Origin of the sequence: Streptomyces sp. NPDC050759 (genome assembly GCF_044456945.1) — a bacterium.
In the GTDB taxonomy this organism is placed as follows: domain Bacteria; phylum Actinomycetota; class Actinomycetes; order Streptomycetales; family Streptomycetaceae; genus Streptomyces.
The window spans coordinates 81,650-98,283 of sequence record NZ_JBITGI010000016.1 but is presented as its reverse complement, the minus strand read 5'-3'; the positions used below and the strand labels follow the sequence as shown (position 1 = coordinate 98,283).

The 16,634-nt window shown below is 71.8% G+C and carries 18 protein-coding genes; 5 read left to right on the top strand and 13 right to left on the bottom strand.

The features are described 5' to 3' along the window. From ACIBJB_RS36450 to ACIBJB_RS36440, 3 genes are all read right to left on the bottom strand, one after another. Positions 1 to 795: a hypothetical protein gene (locus ACIBJB_RS36450; protein ID WP_398937251.1), complete on the bottom strand. Its 795-nt coding sequence runs from the start codon at positions 793 to 795 to the stop codon at positions 1 to 3. Positions 796 to 1,102: 307 nt separating this feature from the next. Next, positions 1,103 to 2,323, bottom strand: coding sequence for an acetyl-CoA C-acetyltransferase (locus tag ACIBJB_RS36445; protein ID WP_398937249.1), 1,221 nt, complete (start codon positions 2,321 to 2,323; stop codon positions 1,103 to 1,105). A gap of 293 nt (positions 2,324 to 2,616) precedes the next feature. Then, complete coding sequence (locus ACIBJB_RS36440) at positions 2,617 to 3,648, bottom strand: SGNH/GDSL hydrolase family protein (RefSeq protein ID WP_398937247.1); 1,032 nt, start codon at positions 3,646 to 3,648, stop codon at positions 2,617 to 2,619. A 162-nt stretch (positions 3,649 to 3,810) separates the two neighbouring features. On the opposite strand from ACIBJB_RS36440, the gene ACIBJB_RS36435 reads away from it, so the two are divergent. Beyond that, positions 3,811 to 5,199, top strand: a complete 1,389-nt coding sequence (locus tag ACIBJB_RS36435) for a cystathionine beta-synthase (protein ID WP_398937477.1) — start codon at positions 3,811 to 3,813, stop codon at positions 5,197 to 5,199. Between the two features lie 326 nt (positions 5,200 to 5,525). Here ACIBJB_RS36435 and ACIBJB_RS36430 read toward each other — a convergent pair whose 3' ends face one another. Beyond that, the gene (locus ACIBJB_RS36430) at positions 5,526 to 6,353 is read right to left on the bottom strand and encodes a helix-turn-helix transcriptional regulator (protein ID WP_398937245.1); all 828 of its coding nucleotides are present in this window, start codon (positions 6,351 to 6,353) and stop codon (positions 5,526 to 5,528) included. A gap of 150 nt (positions 6,354 to 6,503) precedes the next feature. Here ACIBJB_RS36430 and ACIBJB_RS36425 point away from each other — a divergent pair, with 150 nt between their 5' ends. After that, on the top strand, positions 6,504 to 7,268 hold the full coding sequence (locus ACIBJB_RS36425) for an SDR family oxidoreductase (RefSeq protein ID WP_398937242.1): 765 nt from the start codon (positions 6,504 to 6,506) through the stop codon (positions 7,266 to 7,268). An 8-nt stretch (positions 7,269 to 7,276) separates the two neighbouring features. On the opposite strand, the gene ACIBJB_RS36420 is transcribed toward ACIBJB_RS36425, so the two are convergent. From ACIBJB_RS36420 to ACIBJB_RS36400, 5 genes are all read right to left on the bottom strand, one after another. Continuing rightward, positions 7,277 to 7,708 (bottom strand): hypothetical protein, encoded by a 432-nt coding sequence (locus tag ACIBJB_RS36420; RefSeq protein ID WP_391056423.1) that lies wholly within the window; start codon positions 7,706 to 7,708, stop codon positions 7,277 to 7,279. An 80-nt stretch (positions 7,709 to 7,788) separates the two neighbouring features. Further along, positions 7,789 to 8,718, bottom strand: a complete 930-nt coding sequence (locus tag ACIBJB_RS36415) for an ABC transporter substrate-binding protein (RefSeq protein WP_398937240.1) — start codon at positions 8,716 to 8,718, stop codon at positions 7,789 to 7,791. Positions 8,719 to 8,729: 11 nt separating this feature from the next. Beyond that, positions 8,730 to 9,392 carry an ABC transporter permease gene (locus tag ACIBJB_RS36410; RefSeq protein WP_398937239.1) on the bottom strand — a complete coding sequence of 221 codons (663 nt, stop codon included), beginning with the start codon at positions 9,390 to 9,392 and terminating at the stop codon, positions 8,730 to 8,732. Position 9,393: 1 nt separating this feature from the next. After that, complete coding sequence (locus tag ACIBJB_RS36405) at positions 9,394 to 10,035, bottom strand: ABC transporter permease (protein ID WP_398937237.1); 642 nt, start codon at positions 10,033 to 10,035, stop codon at positions 9,394 to 9,396. Then, positions 10,032 to 11,069 carry an ABC transporter ATP-binding protein gene (locus ACIBJB_RS36400; protein WP_398937235.1) on the bottom strand — a complete coding sequence of 346 codons (1,038 nt, stop codon included), beginning with the start codon at positions 11,067 to 11,069 and terminating at the stop codon, positions 10,032 to 10,034. The genes ACIBJB_RS36405 and ACIBJB_RS36400 overlap by 4 nt, the downstream gene beginning before the upstream one ends. A 140-nt stretch (positions 11,070 to 11,209) precedes the next feature. Here ACIBJB_RS36400 and ACIBJB_RS36395 point away from each other — a divergent pair, with 140 nt between their 5' ends. From ACIBJB_RS36395 to ACIBJB_RS36385, 3 genes are all read left to right on the top strand, one after another. Then, on the top strand, positions 11,210 to 12,727 hold the full coding sequence (locus ACIBJB_RS36395; protein ID WP_398937233.1) for an aromatic amino acid ammonia-lyase: 1,518 nt from the start codon (positions 11,210 to 11,212) through the stop codon (positions 12,725 to 12,727). Next, complete coding sequence (locus tag ACIBJB_RS36390) at positions 12,724 to 13,575, top strand: MurR/RpiR family transcriptional regulator (RefSeq protein WP_398937231.1); 852 nt, start codon at positions 12,724 to 12,726, stop codon at positions 13,573 to 13,575. Before ACIBJB_RS36395 ends, ACIBJB_RS36390 begins: the two co-directional genes overlap by 4 nt. An 83-nt stretch (positions 13,576 to 13,658) precedes the next feature. Further along, complete coding sequence (locus tag ACIBJB_RS36385) at positions 13,659 to 14,252, top strand: hypothetical protein (RefSeq protein ID WP_398937229.1); 594 nt, start codon at positions 13,659 to 13,661, stop codon at positions 14,250 to 14,252. Between the two features lie 16 nt (positions 14,253 to 14,268). Here the strand turns inward: ACIBJB_RS36385 and ACIBJB_RS36380 are convergent, their stop codons facing one another. Genes ACIBJB_RS36380 through ACIBJB_RS36365 form a run of 4 tightly spaced genes read right to left on the bottom strand, consistent with a single transcriptional unit; the run spans position 14,269 to position 16,580 of the window. Continuing rightward, a complete protein-coding gene (locus tag ACIBJB_RS36380; RefSeq protein WP_398937227.1) occupies positions 14,269 to 14,643 on the bottom strand; it encodes a hypothetical protein in 375 nt (124 codons plus the stop codon). Positions 14,644 to 14,663: 20 nt separating this feature from the next. After that, positions 14,664 to 15,188 carry a roadblock/LC7 domain-containing protein gene (locus ACIBJB_RS36375; protein WP_398937225.1) on the bottom strand — a complete coding sequence of 175 codons (525 nt, stop codon included), beginning with the start codon at positions 15,186 to 15,188 and terminating at the stop codon, positions 14,664 to 14,666. 34 nt (positions 15,189 to 15,222) lie between these two features. Further along, entirely contained in the window at positions 15,223 to 16,170 is a 948-nt protein-coding gene (locus ACIBJB_RS36370; RefSeq protein WP_398937223.1) for a hypothetical protein, read from the bottom strand. Further along, a complete protein-coding gene (locus ACIBJB_RS36365; protein WP_398937221.1) occupies positions 16,167 to 16,580 on the bottom strand; it encodes a hypothetical protein in 414 nt (137 codons plus the stop codon). The genes ACIBJB_RS36370 and ACIBJB_RS36365 overlap by 4 nt, the downstream gene beginning before the upstream one ends. Positions 16,581 to 16,634: the final 54 nt, after the last annotated feature.

Below are 16,634 nucleotides of genomic sequence, written 5' to 3'. Positions count from 1 at the left end.
CTACAGGGAGGCTATGACCCGGTCCGCCAGGATGTAGACGTTCTCCTCACCGCACGCGAACGTCAGTGTGTACGCGCCCGAGACGCCCGAGCCGCCCAGCAGTACCGGTGTCTCACCCGCGCGCAGGGCCGCGGACAGGCGCTCGGCCGTCTCGCGGTGGCCCGGCGTCATGCAGAGGGTCGTGCCGTCGGCGAAGACGTAGACGTCCAGCGTGCCGAGGGGGCCCGGACGGACGTCGGCCAGTTCGGTGCCGGAGGCCGCCAGGTCCTCCAGGGTCGCCACCGTGCGTTCGTGGTCGCCCACCACCGGTGAGCCCACCGGAACGAAGTCCGGGTGGGAGGGGTGACGGCGGCGGGCCGCGGCCAGTTCCGGACTGTCCCCGGGGGTACCGCCGGCGAACTCGTCCGCGTCGGCCGAGGACTCCGACACCGGCTCCAGGCCCACGAAATCGGCCTGCCGGGGCAGGAACAGGTCAACGTCGGGCAGTCCGAGCAGCGAGGGCGCGTCGGAGGCGTCACGCGCCTCCTGGGCGGCCCAGAAGGCACGCGCCTCGGCGAGTTCACGCTCGCGTTCCTCGGCGAGGGCCTCGGCCACGGCGGCACGTATCTCGCCGACGTCAGCGGCGGGACGGGCGGCCGGTACAAGACCCCGCACGGGCGCGGTGTTGTTCCTGGCGAGCTCGGCGTGCAGGGCGGCGACCTGTCGGCGCAACACCATGAGGGTGCGCAGGACGGCGACGCCCACGGCGCCCGTGGCGGCCGTGGTGACCAACAAGGCGATCGGCATGGCGCTCACTGACGTACTCCCGGTTCAAAGTCGACCCCCGACTTCCTACATCAGCTTGAAGGGCGGACTATCCAGCTGTCAGTGCGTAACATCACGAATCGGACAGGACTTTGGGTCGGGGGTTTGCTGGTGAAACGGCTCTGACCTGCGTAAATCCCTTCCCGAAGGGAGATAGGTCACATCCTGGGGGAGATTGGATCACAAATCGGCCCAGAACCTTGGACTTTCCTCGGTTCTGGGCCAAAGAGTGGCACTAAGTGCCCATACGGGTACGCAGCGTTGACGTTCTGGTCGCCTTTTAGCTCATGGTCGCCTTTTAGCTCAGACGCTCGATGACCATCGCCATGCCCTGGCCGCCGCCCACGCACATGGTCTCCAGACCGAACTGCTTGTCGTGGAACTGGAGGGAGTTGATGAGCGTGCCGGTGATGCGGGCGCCGGTCATGCCGAAGGGGTGGCCGACGGCGATTGCGCCGCCGTTGACGTTCAGCTTCTCCAGCGGGATGCCGAGGTCGCGGTAGGAGGGGATCACCTGGGCGGCGAACGCCTCGTTGATCTCGACCAGGTCGATGTCGTCGATCGTCAGCCCGGCGCGGCGCAGGGCCTGGTTGCTGGCGTCGACCGGGCCGAGGCCCATGATCTCGGGGGAGAGGCCGGAGACGCCGGTGGAGACGATGCGGGCGAGCGGGGTGAGGCCGAGCTCGCGGGCCTTGGTGTCGCTCATGATGACGACCGCGGCGGCGCCGTCGTTCAGGGGGCAGCAGTTGCCGGCGGTGACCAGGCCGTCGGGGCGGAAGACCGGCTTGAGGCCCTGGACGCCCTCCATGGTGACGCCGGCGCGGGGGCCGTCGTCCTTGGAGACGACCGTGCCGTCGGGGAGCGTGACCGGGGTGATCTCGCGCTCCCAGAAGCCGTTCTTGATGGCTTCCTCGGCGAGGTTCTGCGAGCGGACGCCGAACTCGTCCATGTCCTGTCGGGTGATGCCCTTCACCCGGGCGAGGTTCTCGGCGGTCTGGCCCATCGCGATGTACGGGTCGGGGACGAGGCCGTCCTCGCGCGGGTCGTGCCAGGTGGTGCCCTCCTGCTGGGCGACCTCGGCGGTGCGGGCCTCGGCCTCGGCGAAGAGGGGGTTGTGCGTGTCCGGGAGGCTGTCGGAGTTGCCCTTGGTGAAGCGGGACACCATCTCCACGCCCGCCGAGATGAAGACGTCGCCCTCGCCGGCCTTGATGGCGTGCAGGGCCATCCGGCTGGTCTGGAGGGACGAGGAGCAGTACCGGGTGATCGTGCAGCCGGGGAGGTGGTCCATGCCCATCTGCACGGCGACGATGCGACCGAGGTTGTTGCCCTGCTCGCCGCCGGGCAGACCACACCCGAGCATCAGGTCGTCGATGTCGCGCGGGTCCAGCTCCGGGACCTTGGCGAGCGCGGCCTGGATGATCGTGGCGGTGAGGTCGTCCGGGCGCAGGTCCTTGAGGGAGCCCTTGAAGGCGCGGCCGATGGGGGAGCGGGCGGTCGAGACGATCACGGCTTCGGGCATCACGGCTCCATTGGCGTACGAGGGTTCAGGCGGACTGCTTGGGAAGTTACCCGGACGTATGGCCTGGGTCACGGGTGCGGCGGTGTGACCTATGTCTAAGCGCTTGCTTGGGCCTCCGGCGGTTGAGCGGGAAGGTGCGGCCGGGACGGGGCGGGCGTCCCTGGGGGCTGCGCCCCCAGACCCCGCATCGGCCCGAAGGGCCTCGTCCTCAAACGCCGGACGGGCTGGAAGTGCCCGAACCGGTGCTTGTCACTGCCCGCCCGTCGCGCTGGAGGTGCCCGAACCGGTGCTTGTCACTGCACGCCCGTCGCGCTGGTGGGGGACGGCTCCGCCTCCTTGACCCGCCGCCTGCGCCGCCGCTTCAGCAGGGCCCAGGGCCCCTTCGGACCCGTCGGCATCGCGGCCGCGACCTCCGTGCCCGCCTCCGACGCCGCCTCCGCCGCAGCCCTCGCCACCGGCAGGAAGCCCTCACGGCGGGAGGCGTCCGGACGGTCCTCGTCGGCCGGCCAGAGGCTCAGGGCCGCGCACACCGTCGGCAGCACCGCCATCGCCGCCGTCGCATAGCCCTCCGCCGAGGGGTGGTAGTTGTCGGGGCCGAACAACTCCCGCGGGTTCGCCTCGAACTCCGGGCCCAGCAGGTCGCCCAGGGACACCGTGCGGCCGCCCTGCTCCACCGCGCCGATCGTCTGCGCGGCCGCCAGCTGGCGCGAGGCCCGGCGGGCCAGCCACCGCAACGGCTGCTGGACCGGCTCGATCGTGCCCAGGTCGGGACAGGTGCCGACCACGACCTCGGCACCGGCCGTGCGCAGCCGCCGTACCGCGGAGGACAGATGGCGCACGGAACGCGTGGCCGGCATCCGGTGCGTGACGTCGTTCGCGCCGATCATGATCACGCAGACGTCCGGGATCCGCTCGGGGTCAGCCAGCGTCAGCCCCACCTGACGGTCCAGGTCGTCCGAGGTGGCCCCGGGGTGGGCGACGTTACGCAGTTCCACCGGGCGCTCCGCCACCGCCGCAAGCCCGGACGCCAGCAGCGCGCCCGGGGTCTGGCCCGCCCGGTGCACCCCCTGGCCCGCGGCCGTGGAGTCGCCCAGCATCACCAGCCGCAGCGGCGGCTCGCCGACGGTGGCGTAGACATGGCCGTACCGGCCCTCGGCCTGCGGGACGTGCGGCGTCGTGCCGTTGCCCACCTGGCGCCTGGCCAGCCGCACCTCCGCCAGCAACAGCCCCATGGCCGCCGCGCCGACCAGACCGATACCGCCGCCGCCGTACGCCGCGCCGGCCGCGATCCGCCTGGCCGTCCTCGCCCTCGACATGCTCGTCATACGTCGCCGCCACCTCCGTCGAACCCGCTACACCCACTCCTTGCCCCGCACGGACCGTGGCCCAATCCCAACGGGGAGTGAACGGCCGTCATGGCGCCCGATCAGGCCATAGGCTGGCTGGACCACCAGGCCCACTTCTTTTGCAAGCATCCGGAGACAACGGTGCAATTCCACGACTCGATGATCAGCCTCGTCGGCAACACCCCGCTGGTGAGGCTCAACAGCGTGACCAAGGGCATCAAGGCGACCGTCCTGGCCAAGGTCGAGTACTTCAACCCCGGCGGCTCAGTGAAGGACCGCATCGCCCTGCGCATGATCGAGGCGGCGGAGGAGAGCGGGGCGCTGAAGCCCGGGGGCACCATCGTCGAGCCGACCAGCGGCAACACCGGGGTCGGGCTCGCCATCGTGGCGCAGCAGAAGGGGTACAAGTGCGTCTTCGTGTGCCCCGACAAGGTGTCGACGGACAAGATCAACGTCCTGCGGGCCTACGGCGCCGAGGTCGTCGTCTGCCCCACCGCCGTGGACCCCGAGCACCCGGACTCCTACTACAACGTCTCCGACCGGCTGGTGCGCGAGACGCCCGGCGCGTGGAAGCCCGACCAGTACTCCAACCCCAACAACCCGCTCTCCCACTACCACTCCACCGGCCCCGAGCTGTGGGAGCAGACGGAGGGGAGGATCACCCACTTCGTGGCGGGCGTCGGCACCGGCGGCACCATCTCCGGCACCGGCCGGTATCTGAAGGACGCCAGTGACGGCAAGGTCCAGGTGATCGGCGCCGACCCCGAGGGGTCGGTGTACTCCGGCGGGTCCGGGCGGCCGTATCTCGTCGAGGGCGTCGGCGAGGACTTCTGGCCCACCGCCTACGACCGGACCGTCGCCGACGAGATCGTCGCCGTCTCCGACAAGGACTCCTTCCAGATGACCCGCCGCCTCGCCAAGGAGGAGGGCCTGCTGGTGGGCGGCTCCTGCGGCATGGCCGTCGTCGCGGCCCTGCGGGTCGCCGAACGTCTGGACGAGAACGGCGTCGTGGTGGTCCTGCTCCCGGACAGCGGCCGCGGGTACCTCTCGAAGATCTTCAACGACGAGTGGATGGCCGACTACGGCTTCCTGGAGGACGAGGGCCCGAGCGCCCGCGTCGCCGACGTCCTGAACGACAAGGTGCACGGCGCCATCCCCTCCCTCGTCCACATGCACCCGGACGAGACCGTCGGCCAGGCCATCGAGGTCCTGCGCGAGTACGGCGTCTCGCAGATGCCGATCGTCAAGCCGGGCGCCGGCCACCCGGACGTGATGGCCGCGGAGGTCGTCGGCTCGGTCGTCGAACGCGAGCTGCTCGACGCCCTGTTCGCCCAGCGGGCCTCACTGGAGGACCCGCTGGAGAAGCACATGTCGGCCCCCCTGCCCCAGGTCGGCTCCGGCGAGCCGGTCGGCGACCTGATGTCGGTCCTCGGGCGGGCGGACGCGGCCATCGTTCTCGTGGAGGGCAAGCCCACCGGCGTCATCAGCCGCCAGGATCTGCTGGCCTTCCTCGCCAAGGGCGGGAAGTAGCGGGAAACGTCCGGTGAACCCCTGGTGACGGCGGCGAACTTGCGGTTTCCCACCGAAAGGGTGGACTTCGCGGAACTGGTACGAGCGTGTCACGTCCGCGCAGCACACGCTTAACACGGGTCCGGCACATTGGTGGATGTCGGCAGGGCGGGAGCGGCTCCCCGCCCCGGCCGACGCCGAACGTCCAAGGACCTCCGGAGCGGCTCCCGGACCTCCATGGACGCCGGACGTGAGACCTGGCCTGACCCGGTCGACGTCCTTCGCGGGGACCGCCGTCGTCCCGCCCCCCGGTAACGGGGGTGCGGCGGTCCCCGCGCACACTTTCCCTACGCGCTTGTACTGGCCCAACTGCCCAGCAGCGTGAGCCTCTCCGCCGTCTCCGACCCCGATTCCGGGGTGTACGCCACGAGTGTGTGGTCCGGGGTCTCCGGGAGGACCAGGGACTCGTACGGCAGGGTCAGCAGGCCCGCCACCGGGTGCCGGACGCGTTTGACGCCGTACATGCATGCCCTGACCTGGTGGTCGGCCCACAGTCGGCGGAAGTCCTCGCTCTTGAGGGACAGTTCGCCGACGACCTCGCGCAGTCGGCGGTCCTCGGGGTGGGAGCCCGCGCCCAGCCGAAGGTGGGCGACGGTCTGCGCGGCGACCGCGGCCCAGTCCGGGTACATGTCGTGGACCTCGGGGTCGAGGAAGAGCTGAAGTGCGGTGTTGCGGTGGGCGGGGGTGATGCGGCTGAAGCCGAGCAGGGCGTCGGCGAGGGTGTTCCAGGCCAGGACGTCCATGGCGGGGCCGAGGACGAAGGCCGGGGTGCGCTCCATGCTGTCGAGCAGCAGCTGGATTCCGGGGCGGACGCGGGGCGCGGTGCGCCGGCGCTCACCCTTCTTCGGCGGCCGGGCCACCGCGTACAGATAGGCGTGCTCGGTCTCGTCGAGGCGCAGCACACGGGCGATGGCGTCCAGGACCGCGTCCGAAACGCTCGGACCCCGGCCCTGCTCGAGCCGTATGTAGTAGTCGACGCTCACGCCGGCCAGTTGTGCCACCTCCTCGCGGCGCAGACCGGGTACCCGGCGTCGGCCGTGTGAGGGCAGCCCCACCTCCTCGGGCTGGATGCGGGCGCGGCGCGAGCGCAGAAAATTTCCGAGGTCCCCGTCCATGCGTTCGAGCATAGGGGAGCCGCGGCCGCGGAACCTGGTACTGGCAGACCCAGGAAAAGCGCATCCCTGGGTACGGCGGCCCGGGCGCCGCAGGGTGGTGGACGAGGCCGGGGAGTCACCCCGGCGGACATCCCACCGAGGAGCACTTCGATGTCGTACGAGAATCTGGCCGGACGTACCGCGGTCGTCACCGGGGCCGCGAGCGGGATCGGTGAGGCGGTCGCCGTGCTACTGGCCGCGCAGGGGGCGCGGGTCGCGCTGCTCGCACGGCGCGGTGAGCGGCTGGAGGCGATCGCAGGGAAGATCCGGGCCGACGGCGGACAGGCGCTGGCGGTGGTGGCCGACGTGACCGACGGCGGGTCCGTGGCGGCCGCCGTGGAAAGCGTCCACGCGGCGTACGGGAGCGTCGACCTGGTGGTGAACAACGCCGGTGTGATGCTGCCGAACCCGATCGTGGACGCCCGTGTCGACGAGTGGCAGCGGATGATCGACACCAATGTCACCGGTGTCCTGCGGGTCGTCGGTGCCTTCGCCGAGGACCTGTACGAGGCTGCGGCGCAGGGGCGCAGCGCGGACCTGGTGAACGTCTCGTCGGTCGGCGCGCACGTCACCGGCTTCACCAACTACGCCGTGTACGGGGCGACGAAGGCCGCGGTCACGCATCTCTCGGCGCTGCTGCGCAACGAGTTCGGACCGCGGGGCGTGCGGGTCACCAACATCGAGCCGGGGCTGACGGAGACCGAACTGGCCACGCACATCGAAAACGACGGGCTGCGGGAGCAGGTCGGCGGGATGGCCGAGGCGATGGGCGCCCTGTCTTCCACGGAGCTCGCCGATCTCGTCACCTACGTCACCAGCCGGCCCCGGCACGTCAACCTGCGCCAGGTCGTGGTGCTGCCGACCGCGCAGGTGTGAGCGCCGGGTCAGCCCTCCCAGTCGCTGTCCTGGGACGGCCCGCGGTGACGGCGCCCCCGGAACAGGTCCGGGTGGGTGCGCGCGGCCTGGAAGGCGTTGACGCCGACGATGCCGGCCCAGGCGACCAGCAGGCCGGGCAGGTGGGCGATGCCGCCGCCGATCGCGGAGAGCGGGATCGCCAGGACCATGGAGACGATGCCGAAGCCGTAGCGTTCGCCGAAGGAGTCGGTGGGTTTGGGGGAGCGGGCGCCCCGGGCCGTCACCATCTGCTGTTCGGCGAGCTGCCGGCGCAGGCGGCGGTCCACGGCGCCGTCGATCCGCTGGTCGACCTTCTCCAGGAACGAGTCGACCAGCGCGGACTCGTACTCCTCGCCCAGTTCCCTGCGGGCCTGCAGGGTGGCGTTGAGTTCCTTCTTGAGTTCGGGGTCCCGCTCATCCATTGGGGTCATGGAACCCACGGTAGGCAGCCGGAACGCCCGCTGCACTGGGGTTATCCCCCCTGTTGCGGCGGGGGTCCGTCCTACGCCAGCCCGTGCTGCTTCGCGTAGGCGTTCGCCACGTCCTGGGGGTCCTTCTTGTCGTTGTCGACCTGGCTGTTGAGCTGGGTGAGCTGCTCGGTGGTGAGGACGTTCCCGAGGCGGGCGAGCGCCTTGCGGACCGTGTCGTCGGCCTTGCGGTCGGCGATGAGGGGGACGATGTGCTGGCTGGGGATGAGGTTCTTGGGATCGGTCAGCACCACCCAGCCGTGGGACGCGATGTCGGTGTCGGTGGTGAAGAGGTTCGCCACGTCCACGTCCCCCTTCTTCAGAGCACCCTTGACCAGCGGGCCGTCCGAGTCGAGCGACTTGAACTCCTTGAACTCGACGCCGTACACGTCCTTCAGGCCGACCGCGCCCACCCGGCGCTTCTTCACCTCGGGCGCGGCGCCGATGACGAGCTCGCCGTTCTGCTTGGCGAGGTCGGCGAGGGAGGTCAGGCCGTACTTCCGTGCGGTCGCCCGGGTGACGACGAAGCAGTCGGAGTCGGCCGCCTGGCCGTACGGCAGTACCTGGAGGCCGCCGGGCAGCGCCAGGGTGAGCGCGTTCTGCATGGTGCCCGGTTCGGCGGAGGCGTCCTTGGGGGCGAGGTAGTTGAGCAGGGCGCCCTGGTACTCGGGCAGCAGGTCGATGTCGCCCGCCTTGAGCGCGGGGATCACGATCTCGCGGGTGCCGAGGTTGGGGCGGACCTTCACCTTCACGCCGGCCTGCTGGAGCACCGCCGCGTAGAGGTAGCCCAGCACCTGGTTCTCGGTGAAGTTGGCGGTGCCGATGGTGAGTCCGCCCTTGCTGGAGCCGCCGCCACCGGACGAGCTCCCCTGGCCGTCGAGGGAGGTGACGCCGCTGGAGCAGGCGGCGAGGGCGGGGACGGAGGCCGCCGCGAAGAGGCCGCCGAGGAGGGTGCGTCGGTTCATCGGAGAGGTCCTTATGCGGTGCGGTGGCGGAAGAGGAAGCGCTGGAGGCCGGACAGCAGCAGGTCGAGGGCTACGGCGATCACGGCGACCAGCACCGCCCCCCCGAGCACCTGTACGAGGTCGCGCTGGGCGAGGCCGTCGAAGACGTAGCGGCCCAGGCCGCCGAAGGAGACGTAGGCCGCGATGGTCGCGGTGGCGACGACCTGGATGAGTGCAAGGCGCAGGCCGGTCATGATCAGGGGGAGGGCGAGCGGCAGCTCGACCTGGAGGAGGACCTGGTGGCCGCGCATGCCCTGGCCGCGGGCGGCGTCCTTGACGTCCGGATCGACGGCCGTCATGCCGGCGTAGGTGTTGGTGACGATCGCCGGGACCGCGAGGGCGACCAGAGCGACGTAGACCGGGAGCATGGACAGGCCGCCGGCCAGGAAGACCAGCACGACCAGGCCGACGGTCGGCAGGGCGCGGCCGAAGGAGGCGAGGTTGATCGCGAGGAAGGCGCCCTTGCCGGTGTGGCCGATCAGCAGGCCGAGGGGGAGGCCGATCGCGGCCGCGACGAGGGTCGCGAGGAGCGAGTACTGGAGGTGCTCGGCGAGGCGGTGGGCGATGCCGTCCGTACCCGTCCACTGGGAGCCGCTGGTCAGCCAGGAGCCGAGGTTCTTGAAGAGTTCGTACATGTCAGGCTCGCCTCCGCCGCCATGGGGTCAGGACGTACTGGAGGGCCACCAGCAGGGCGTCCGCGACCACGGCGAGCAGGAGCGTGAGGACCACGCCCACGATCACCGGGGTCGGGAAGTCGCGCTGGAAGCCGTCGGTGAAGAGCTGGCCGAGGCCGCCGTCGCCGATGTAGGTGGCGACCGACACCAGGGAGATCGACATGACGGTCGCGATCCGCACGCCCGCCATGATCACCGGGAGTGCGAGGGGGAGTTCGACGGTGAGGAGCGTGCGCAGGGGGCGCGTGCCCATCGCCTTCGCGGCCTCCTTGGTCTTCGCGGGGACCGAGTCGAGGCCCTCGACCGTGTTCCGCAGCAGGACGACCAGGGTGTAGACGGTCAGGCCGATCACGGTCGTGGTGCGGGTCAGGCCGCTGATGGGCAGCAGGAGGACGAAGATCGCGATGGACGGGATCGTGAACAGGACGTTCGAGAGCCCGAGCAGGAAGCCGCGCAGGGGGCGGACCCGGTGGGTGACCACCGCGAGCGGCAGCGAGATCAGCAGGCCGAAGAAGACGGCGCTCAGGGCTGCCTGGAGGTGCGAGACCGTCAGGGTGGTCAGGTCGTCGGTGTGGCCGGATATCCACGACCAGTCGATGGTCATGCGGCCACCCGGGCTTCCGAGTGGGCGCGGCCCGCGTGCCGGTGGATGTCGTCGCGGGAGGTGACACCGGTCAGGACGCCGTCGGCGTCGACGCGGGCGACCAGGCCGGTGGGGGAGGCGAGGGACTCGTCGAGGGCGGCGAGCAGGGAGTCGCCGTCCTTGAGGGGCCGTACGGGCAGTTCGAGGGCGTCTGCCGAACGCCAGTGCGTCGGCTGCCCGGCTTCGTCGCGTACGAGGGTCCAGGCGCCGCCGTCCGGGGCCGGGCCCTGCGGGACCTCGGCCAGGGTCTTCAGCGAGAGCAGCTTCAGGCCGCGCTCGGCGCCGAGGAAGTCGGCCACGAAGTCGTCGGCCGGACGGGCGAGGAGCTCGGTGGGCGGGGCGCACTGGACGAGGTGACCGCCGGTGCGGAAGATCGCGATGCGGTCGCCGAGGCGTACGGCCTCGTCGACGTCGTGGGTGACGAAGACGATGGTCTTGTTCAACTCCTTCTGGAGCCGGAGCAGTTCGTCCTGGAGCTGGGTGCGCACCACGGGGTCGACCGCGCCGAAGGGCTCGTCCATGAGGAGCACCGGCGGGTCGGCGGCGAGGGCGCGGGCGACGCCGACGCGCTGTTGCTGGCCGCCGGAGAGCTGGTGGGGGTACCGCTTGCCGGACTCGGCGGTCAGGCCGACCGTCTCCAGCAGTTCCGCCGCCCGGGCCCGGGCCTTCTTGCGGCCGTGGCCGAGCAGGAGCGGGACGGTGGCGATGTTGTCCAGCACCGTGCGGTGCGGGAAGAGGCCCGACTGCTGGATGACGTAGCCGATGGAGCGGCGCAGTTCGGCCGCGTCCTGGTCGGTGACGTCCTTGCCGGCGACCTTGATGGTGCCGGAGGTCGGTTCGACCATCCGGTTGATCATTCTGAGGGTGGTCGTCTTGCCGCAACCGGAGGATCCGACGAGGACGGTCACGCCGCCTTCCGGCATGTCGAGGGTGAGATCGTGCACTGCGGTTGTGCCGTTGGGGAAGCGCTTGTGGACCGTGTCGAACTGGATCATGAGTTGTCCCTTGCCCGGCTGTATAACGTCATGCAGAGTTCTCGGTAGCTGAATAGGTTGTCAACGGTTCGGTGTTAATCCGAGGTAACGGATGACCGCCAGGCAAGATCAGTTGTCCGCTTGAGGGGAGTTTGAGCTAGATGTCGTCTCGGATCGTGGACACTCCTGATCCCGTCAAGGTCGGGCACACGGGCTTGGTCGTCCTCGACGGGATCGGTCTCGGCGTCGCGGACGTCGTCCGCCTCGCCGACGGGAGCGCGCGACCGGTGCCCGGGACCGACGCGATGAAGCGCGTCACGGAGTCCTGGGACGCCGCCCGCCAGATCGCCGCGACCGGACGCGTCTACGGCCGCTCGACCGGTGTCGGCGCCAACCGGAACGAGGACGTGCCCACCGAGGCGGCCGCCGAACACGGCCTGCGGCTGCTGCGCAGCCACGCCGGCGCGATCGGCGAGGAACTCCCGGCCCGGCAGGTCCGGGCGACGCTCGCCGTGCGGGCCAACCAACTGCTCGCCGGCGGCGCGGGGCTGCGGCCCACCGTCGTGACGGCCCTGTGCGAGGCGCTGGAGAGCGGGGCGTACCCGGTCGTCAACGAGTTCGGCTCGGTGGGCACGGGGGACATCGCGGCCCTGGCCCAGGTGGGGCTGGCGCTGGCGGGGGAGCACCCCTGGAGGGAGGCCGGCGCCCCGGAGCCCCAGCTCCTCGACAACAACGACGCCCTCGCCTTCATCAGCAGCAACGCCCTCACCCTCGGCCAGGCCGCCCTCGCGCTGCACGAGCTGCGCGGGCTCATCGAGGCCACGCAGGTCGTCGGGGCGCTGTCCCTGCTGGCCGTGGACGGCTCGCACGAGGCGTACGCCGCCCCCGTGCACGCCGCCCGGCCGCACCGCGGGTCCGTCGAAGTGGCCCGGCGGATGCGGAAGTTGATCGGAGCCGAGGACCGGCCCACCCCACCGCTGGGCCGCATCCAGGACCCGTACGGCTTCCGGTGCCTCCCCCAGATCCACGGGCCCGCCCAGGACGCCGCCGACACCCTGGAGGAGGTCCTCGCGATCGAGATCAACGCGGCCGCCGAGAACCCGCTCATCTCCCCCCAGGACATGGCCGCCTACCACCACGGCGGCTTCTACCAGGCCCAACTCGCCCTAGCCCTGGACCACTTCAGGCTGGCCCTCACCCAGGTCGCCCGCCTGTCCACGTCCCGGCTCTCCACGCTCAACGAGCCCGCCTTCACCCGCCTCAGGCCCTTCCTCGCCGATCCGGAGCCCGCCTCTTCCGGCGTGATGATCCTGGAGTACGCCGCCGGGGCCGCCCTCGGCGATCTGCGGGCCTTCTCCGCGCCCGCCTCGCTCGGCCACGCTGTACTCTCCCGAGGCGTCGAGGAACAGGCCAGCTTCGCCTCGCTCGCCGCCCGTCAGACACTGCGGGCGTGCGGCGCGTACCGTCTCGTCGTCGGCTGCGAACTCGTGGCCGCCGTACGGGCGCTGCGCCAGCGCGACCTCAGGCCCGACCCGGACCTCCCGGTGGGCCGCGCGCTGGAGCTCGCCGAGGCGGTCCTCGAAGAGGACCCGGCCGACCGGCCGCTCACGGGCGACGTGACGGCGGCGGCCGCACTGCTCGACCGGTTCACGGACATCTGGAGGGGGAGCGAGGCATGAGCGACACGGGCGGGGTGGACACTCCCGCGGGACGGCTGCAGGCACTGTTCGAGGGGCACCGGCTCACGCCGACCCAGCGGCGCATCGCGCACAGCATGGTGCGACGGGCCGGGGACGTGCCGTTCCTGTCCAGCGTGGAGCTGGCCGAACTGGCCGGGGTCAGCCAGCCCTCCGTCACCCGTTTCGCCGTCGCCCTCGGCTTCGACGGCTACCCCGCCCTGCGCAGGCACCTGCGCGAGGTGGCGCCCACCGAACAGACGGCGGGCTCGGCGTCGTACAACGAGTACCAGCAGGCCGTCGAGGCCGAGATCGAGAACCTGAGGCACCTGGCGGAGATCCTCGCCGACCCGCGGCCGGTGCAGAGGGCCGGCCGGCTGCTCGCCGCCTCCCGCCCCCTGCCGGTGCTCGGTCTGCGGGCCGCCGCCTCCCAGGCGTACGGCTTCGCGTACTTCGCCGCCAAGGTCCATCCGGACGTACGGCTGCTCAACGAGGGCGGCACGATGATCCACGACCGCATCGACGCCGCCGTCCGCGCGGGCGCCTCGACCCTGCTGTGCTTCGCGCTGCCCCGGCACCCGCGTGAGGTCGTCGACACCCTCGCCTACGCCAAGGAGGCGGGCCTGAGCGTCGTCACGGTCGCCGACTCCGCCTTCGCGCCGGTCGCCAAATTCTCCGACCTGCTGCTGCCCGCCGCCGTCGGCACCGGCCTCGCCTTCGACACCGCCTGCGCGCCGATGCTCCTCGGCCGGGTGCTGCTGGAGGCGATGTGCGACGACCTGCCGGACGCGCAGGCCCGCCTTGAGGAGTTCGACGCGCGGGCGGCGGCACGCGGACTCTTCGTCGAGTAGGGCGTTTTTTCACACTCGTCTCACGTTCGCTCGCTACCCTCCCCGACCGACAGGACTGTGCCAGGACGACGAGGAGGCGGGACGTGGCACGCGGAGATCGCAGGGCTCAGGGGCTGGCTCGAGTGGCCGTCGTCGTGCGCGCCGGGGCGGCGCCGCTGTGGTGGCTGGGAGTGTTCGCGGCGGGCGTCGGGCTGCTGATCCCGGGCCTGACCGGGCGCCGGATCGGGGTGATGGCGGGCGCGGCGCTGTTCATCGTCGCCGTGGCCGTGGTGTCGTACAGCCGCCGCAAGCGGTACACGACGCTGGGCCGGGCGGCCGCTCGCGCCGGAAAGCACGACGTGCTCCAGGACCGGGCGGTCAGTGTGCGCAACTGGCGCCGCGGGCACCGCTGGTGGCTGCTGCTGGCCTGGCTGGTCGCGCTGGCGAGTTCGTTCGCCGTGCCCGTCGCGGGCGGCATGCTGCTGGCCGGGTGCGGTACCGGACTGAGGCTCAAGGCCGCCTGGCTGGGGCGGCTCGAGCGGGCCGAGGACGCGCTGCTGTGGGTGCGGGTCGACTGGCTCGCCGCGAACGGCGGACGTCCGGCCGGCAAGGCGGTCAAGGCGTACCGCAGCACGGGTATCGCGGCGGGCGACGCGGCCCCGGGAGGATCGCGCCGCCGCACCGCGGCACTGGTCTAGTTCCGGTGCTCCCGGGTCACACCTCCAGGTCGCTTTCGATCTGCCTGAGCTGGTGGCGGGCCATCGCGAGGTTGGACCGCTTGGCGTCCAGGACCAGGTAGAGGAAGAGGCCGTTGCCACCGCGTCCGCTGATCAGACGGATCAGGTGGTACTGGTCGGACAGGGTGATCAGGATGTCCTCGATCTGGGCCTTGAGGCCGAGGTGCTCCATCGTGCGCATCTTCGCGCGGACCACGTCGGTGTTGCCCGCGGCGGCCACGTTCAGGTCGAAGGTCTTGCTGCCGCCCAGGGTGCCGAGCGCCATGCCGCTGGTGTAGTCGACGAGGGCGACGCCGGTCGCGCCCTCGATGGAGGCGAGAGCCTCTTTCAGCGCGGTTTCGGTGTTGGCCATGACTGTGTCTCCTCGGTTCTCTAACTTTCGGTGGTGGTGGTGCGGGCCGCCGTCGGTGCGGTGGCCGCGGCGCGCGGGTCCGTGGGCTTGGCCCGGGACGTGCGAGCCGCTCTGGCACGTGCCGGAGCGGGCTTCGCGGGCGCCTTCGTGAGGGCTTGTGTGTGCTCGGCGGCCGCGTTGTCGACGAGCTCCCCGATCCGGGCACCCGCCCGGCGGCCCTCGAGATGCAGGCGGCCGACGTTGACCCGGTCCTGCGCGAGGAGCGTGACGACGGCCCCGGCGCCCGCCGCGTACGTGGCGACGTAGCCGTACACGCCCCGTACGAGCAGTTCGCGCAGGTCGCCCTGGCCGGTCCCGTCGGCCAGCTGGGCGGCGAGCGCCCGGGTATCCCCGGTGAGGGCGGCCACGGCCTCCGGATCGACACCCGGGGTGTCCTGGGCCAGGACGAGACCGTCGGCGTCCGCCGCGAGGGCGCCCGTGAGCTGCGGCACCCGGGCTCTGAGCCGGCGCAGCTCCTCCAGGATCCCGTCCTGAGCTGCTGCCATCAGGTCTCTCCTCTCGGCGCGGATCCGATGCCGCTCAAAGGGCCTCCAGCGCATCCCTGAGCCTCTTCAGCAAGGTGATGTGGGGATCGACGGACTCGAAGGGTTCGACGGGGGGACCGTGGCCCGGCGGCCCCGGCAGAGGCTCGGTGAGGGACACCGGTGGGCGGGGCGCGACCATTCCGGCCGCCACCAGCCGCCGTATGTCCACCAGGGTGTGGAAGGCCGGGCGGCCCAGCTCGCGCGCGATCTCCGACGCCGTGCGGACGCCGTCCACGCGGGCCAGTACCGCCTGCCGCCGGGCCGGGAGCGGTGGGGGCGCGGGGCGGTGCTCCCGGGTCAGCGGCATCTCGTCCGGCAGGGCGTCCGGCCAGATGTGGTGCAGCAGGTCGCGGCGGCGCAGGGTCTCGCGCTCCAGGTCGGCGACCGGGACCGGGCGCGGGCCGCCCGGGGTGTCGTCGGGTTCCCGGGGGTCGACGGCGGGCTCGTCCGGTCCGTCCTCGCTGCCGTAGCGGAAGCGGCCCGGGGTGCTGCTCGGGGCGAGCGCGAAGTACGCCGCGTCGTACAGCGCGGTCAGCCGGCACATCTCCAGGGCGCCCGCGGTGAGCAGCCCGCCCGCGACCAGCCGGCGGCCCGCCCGGTGCACGGCCTCGGCGCCGGTGAGGCGGCGGGCCCCGGTGCCGGCGCCCCCCGTGCTCGCGACGCTCTCGGCCAGGGCCTGCCGCCAGACGTCGGCGTCCAGCGTGCCGTGGGCGGCGAGCAGGACGTCGGCGCCGGGGGCGGCCGGGCTCTCGGCGTGCACCACCTTGCCGTCGGCGAGGTGCAGGGTGCCGCGCTCGCGCACCAGGATGCCGGTGGCGCGCTCGGCGGCCAGCCGGGTCAGCATCGGCGAGACACCGCCCCAGCCGCGGTCCAGGGCGGCCGCCTTGTCGCGCACCGGCAGCCGGGGCGGCGGGGTGGCGGGCGTGGTTCTGACGGCCGTCATCCGAGCTCCAGCCGTCCCGCCATCTCGCCGAGCCGGATCCGGGCCAGTGCGAGGTTGCCCTCCGCGCGGGCCAGCCACAGGTGCAGGAAGACACTGCTGTCGAAGGACGTCGGCACGAACCGCAGCACGTGGTAGCTGTCCCCGTTGCTGAGGATGAGGTCCTCGACCGGTGGGTCCGGCTCCTGCGCGCCCCCCGCCTCAGCGGCCCGGGAGCTCTCGGAGGCGAAGGCGCGCTGCTCGGCGGCGAGCCGGGCGAGCTCGGCGGCCTCCGCGGCGGCCGCCTCCTGGTCGCCGCCGGGGGCTTCTCCGACGGCGCCCAGGGCCAGCCCGCTCGTCCAGTCGACCAGCGCGGCCCCCCGCGCACCCGGCAGCCGCATGGCTTCCAGCAGGCACTCGTCGATTCCCTGCACCGTGGCTCCCCTCCCACCTGGGGTTCGGCTGAGTGACGCCGAAACTACGCAACG

Coding starts and splice junctions, on each gene's coding strand:
- ACIBJB_RS36445 (WP_398937249.1), bottom strand. CDS start 2,323: ATGCCCGAAGCCGTGATCGTCTCGACCGCCCGCTCCCCCATCGGCCGC.
- ACIBJB_RS36440 (WP_398937247.1), bottom strand. CDS start 3,648: ATGACGAGCATGTCGAGGGCGAGGACGGCCAGGCGGATCGCGGCCGGC.
- ACIBJB_RS36430 (WP_398937245.1), bottom strand. CDS start 6,353: ATGGACGGGGACCTCGGAAATTTTCTGCGCTCGCGCCGCGCCCGCATC.
- ACIBJB_RS36425 (WP_398937242.1), top strand. CDS start 6,504: ATGTCGTACGAGAATCTGGCCGGACGTACCGCGGTCGTCACCGGGGCC.
- ACIBJB_RS36420 (WP_391056423.1), bottom strand. CDS start 7,708: ATGGATGAGCGGGACCCCGAACTCAAGAAGGAACTCAACGCCACCCTG.
- ACIBJB_RS36415 (WP_398937240.1), bottom strand. CDS start 8,718: ATGAACCGACGCACCCTCCTCGGCGGCCTCTTCGCGGCGGCCTCCGTC.
- ACIBJB_RS36410 (WP_398937239.1), bottom strand. CDS start 9,392: ATGTACGAACTCTTCAAGAACCTCGGCTCCTGGCTGACCAGCGGCTCC.
- ACIBJB_RS36405 (WP_398937237.1), bottom strand. CDS start 10,035: ATGACCATCGACTGGTCGTGGATATCCGGCCACACCGACGACCTGACC.
- ACIBJB_RS36400 (WP_398937235.1), bottom strand. CDS start 11,069: ATGATCCAGTTCGACACGGTCCACAAGCGCTTCCCCAACGGCACAACC.
- ACIBJB_RS36395 (WP_398937233.1), top strand. CDS start 11,210: ATGTCGTCTCGGATCGTGGACACTCCTGATCCCGTCAAGGTCGGGCAC.
- ACIBJB_RS36390 (WP_398937231.1), top strand. CDS start 12,724: ATGAGCGACACGGGCGGGGTGGACACTCCCGCGGGACGGCTGCAGGCA.
- ACIBJB_RS36380 (WP_398937227.1), bottom strand. CDS start 14,643: ATGGCCAACACCGAAACCGCGCTGAAAGAGGCTCTCGCCTCCATCGAG.
- ACIBJB_RS36375 (WP_398937225.1), bottom strand. CDS start 15,188: ATGGCAGCAGCTCAGGACGGGATCCTGGAGGAGCTGCGCCGGCTCAGA.
- ACIBJB_RS36370 (WP_398937223.1), bottom strand. CDS start 16,170: ATGACGGCCGTCAGAACCACGCCCGCCACCCCGCCGCCCCGGCTGCCG.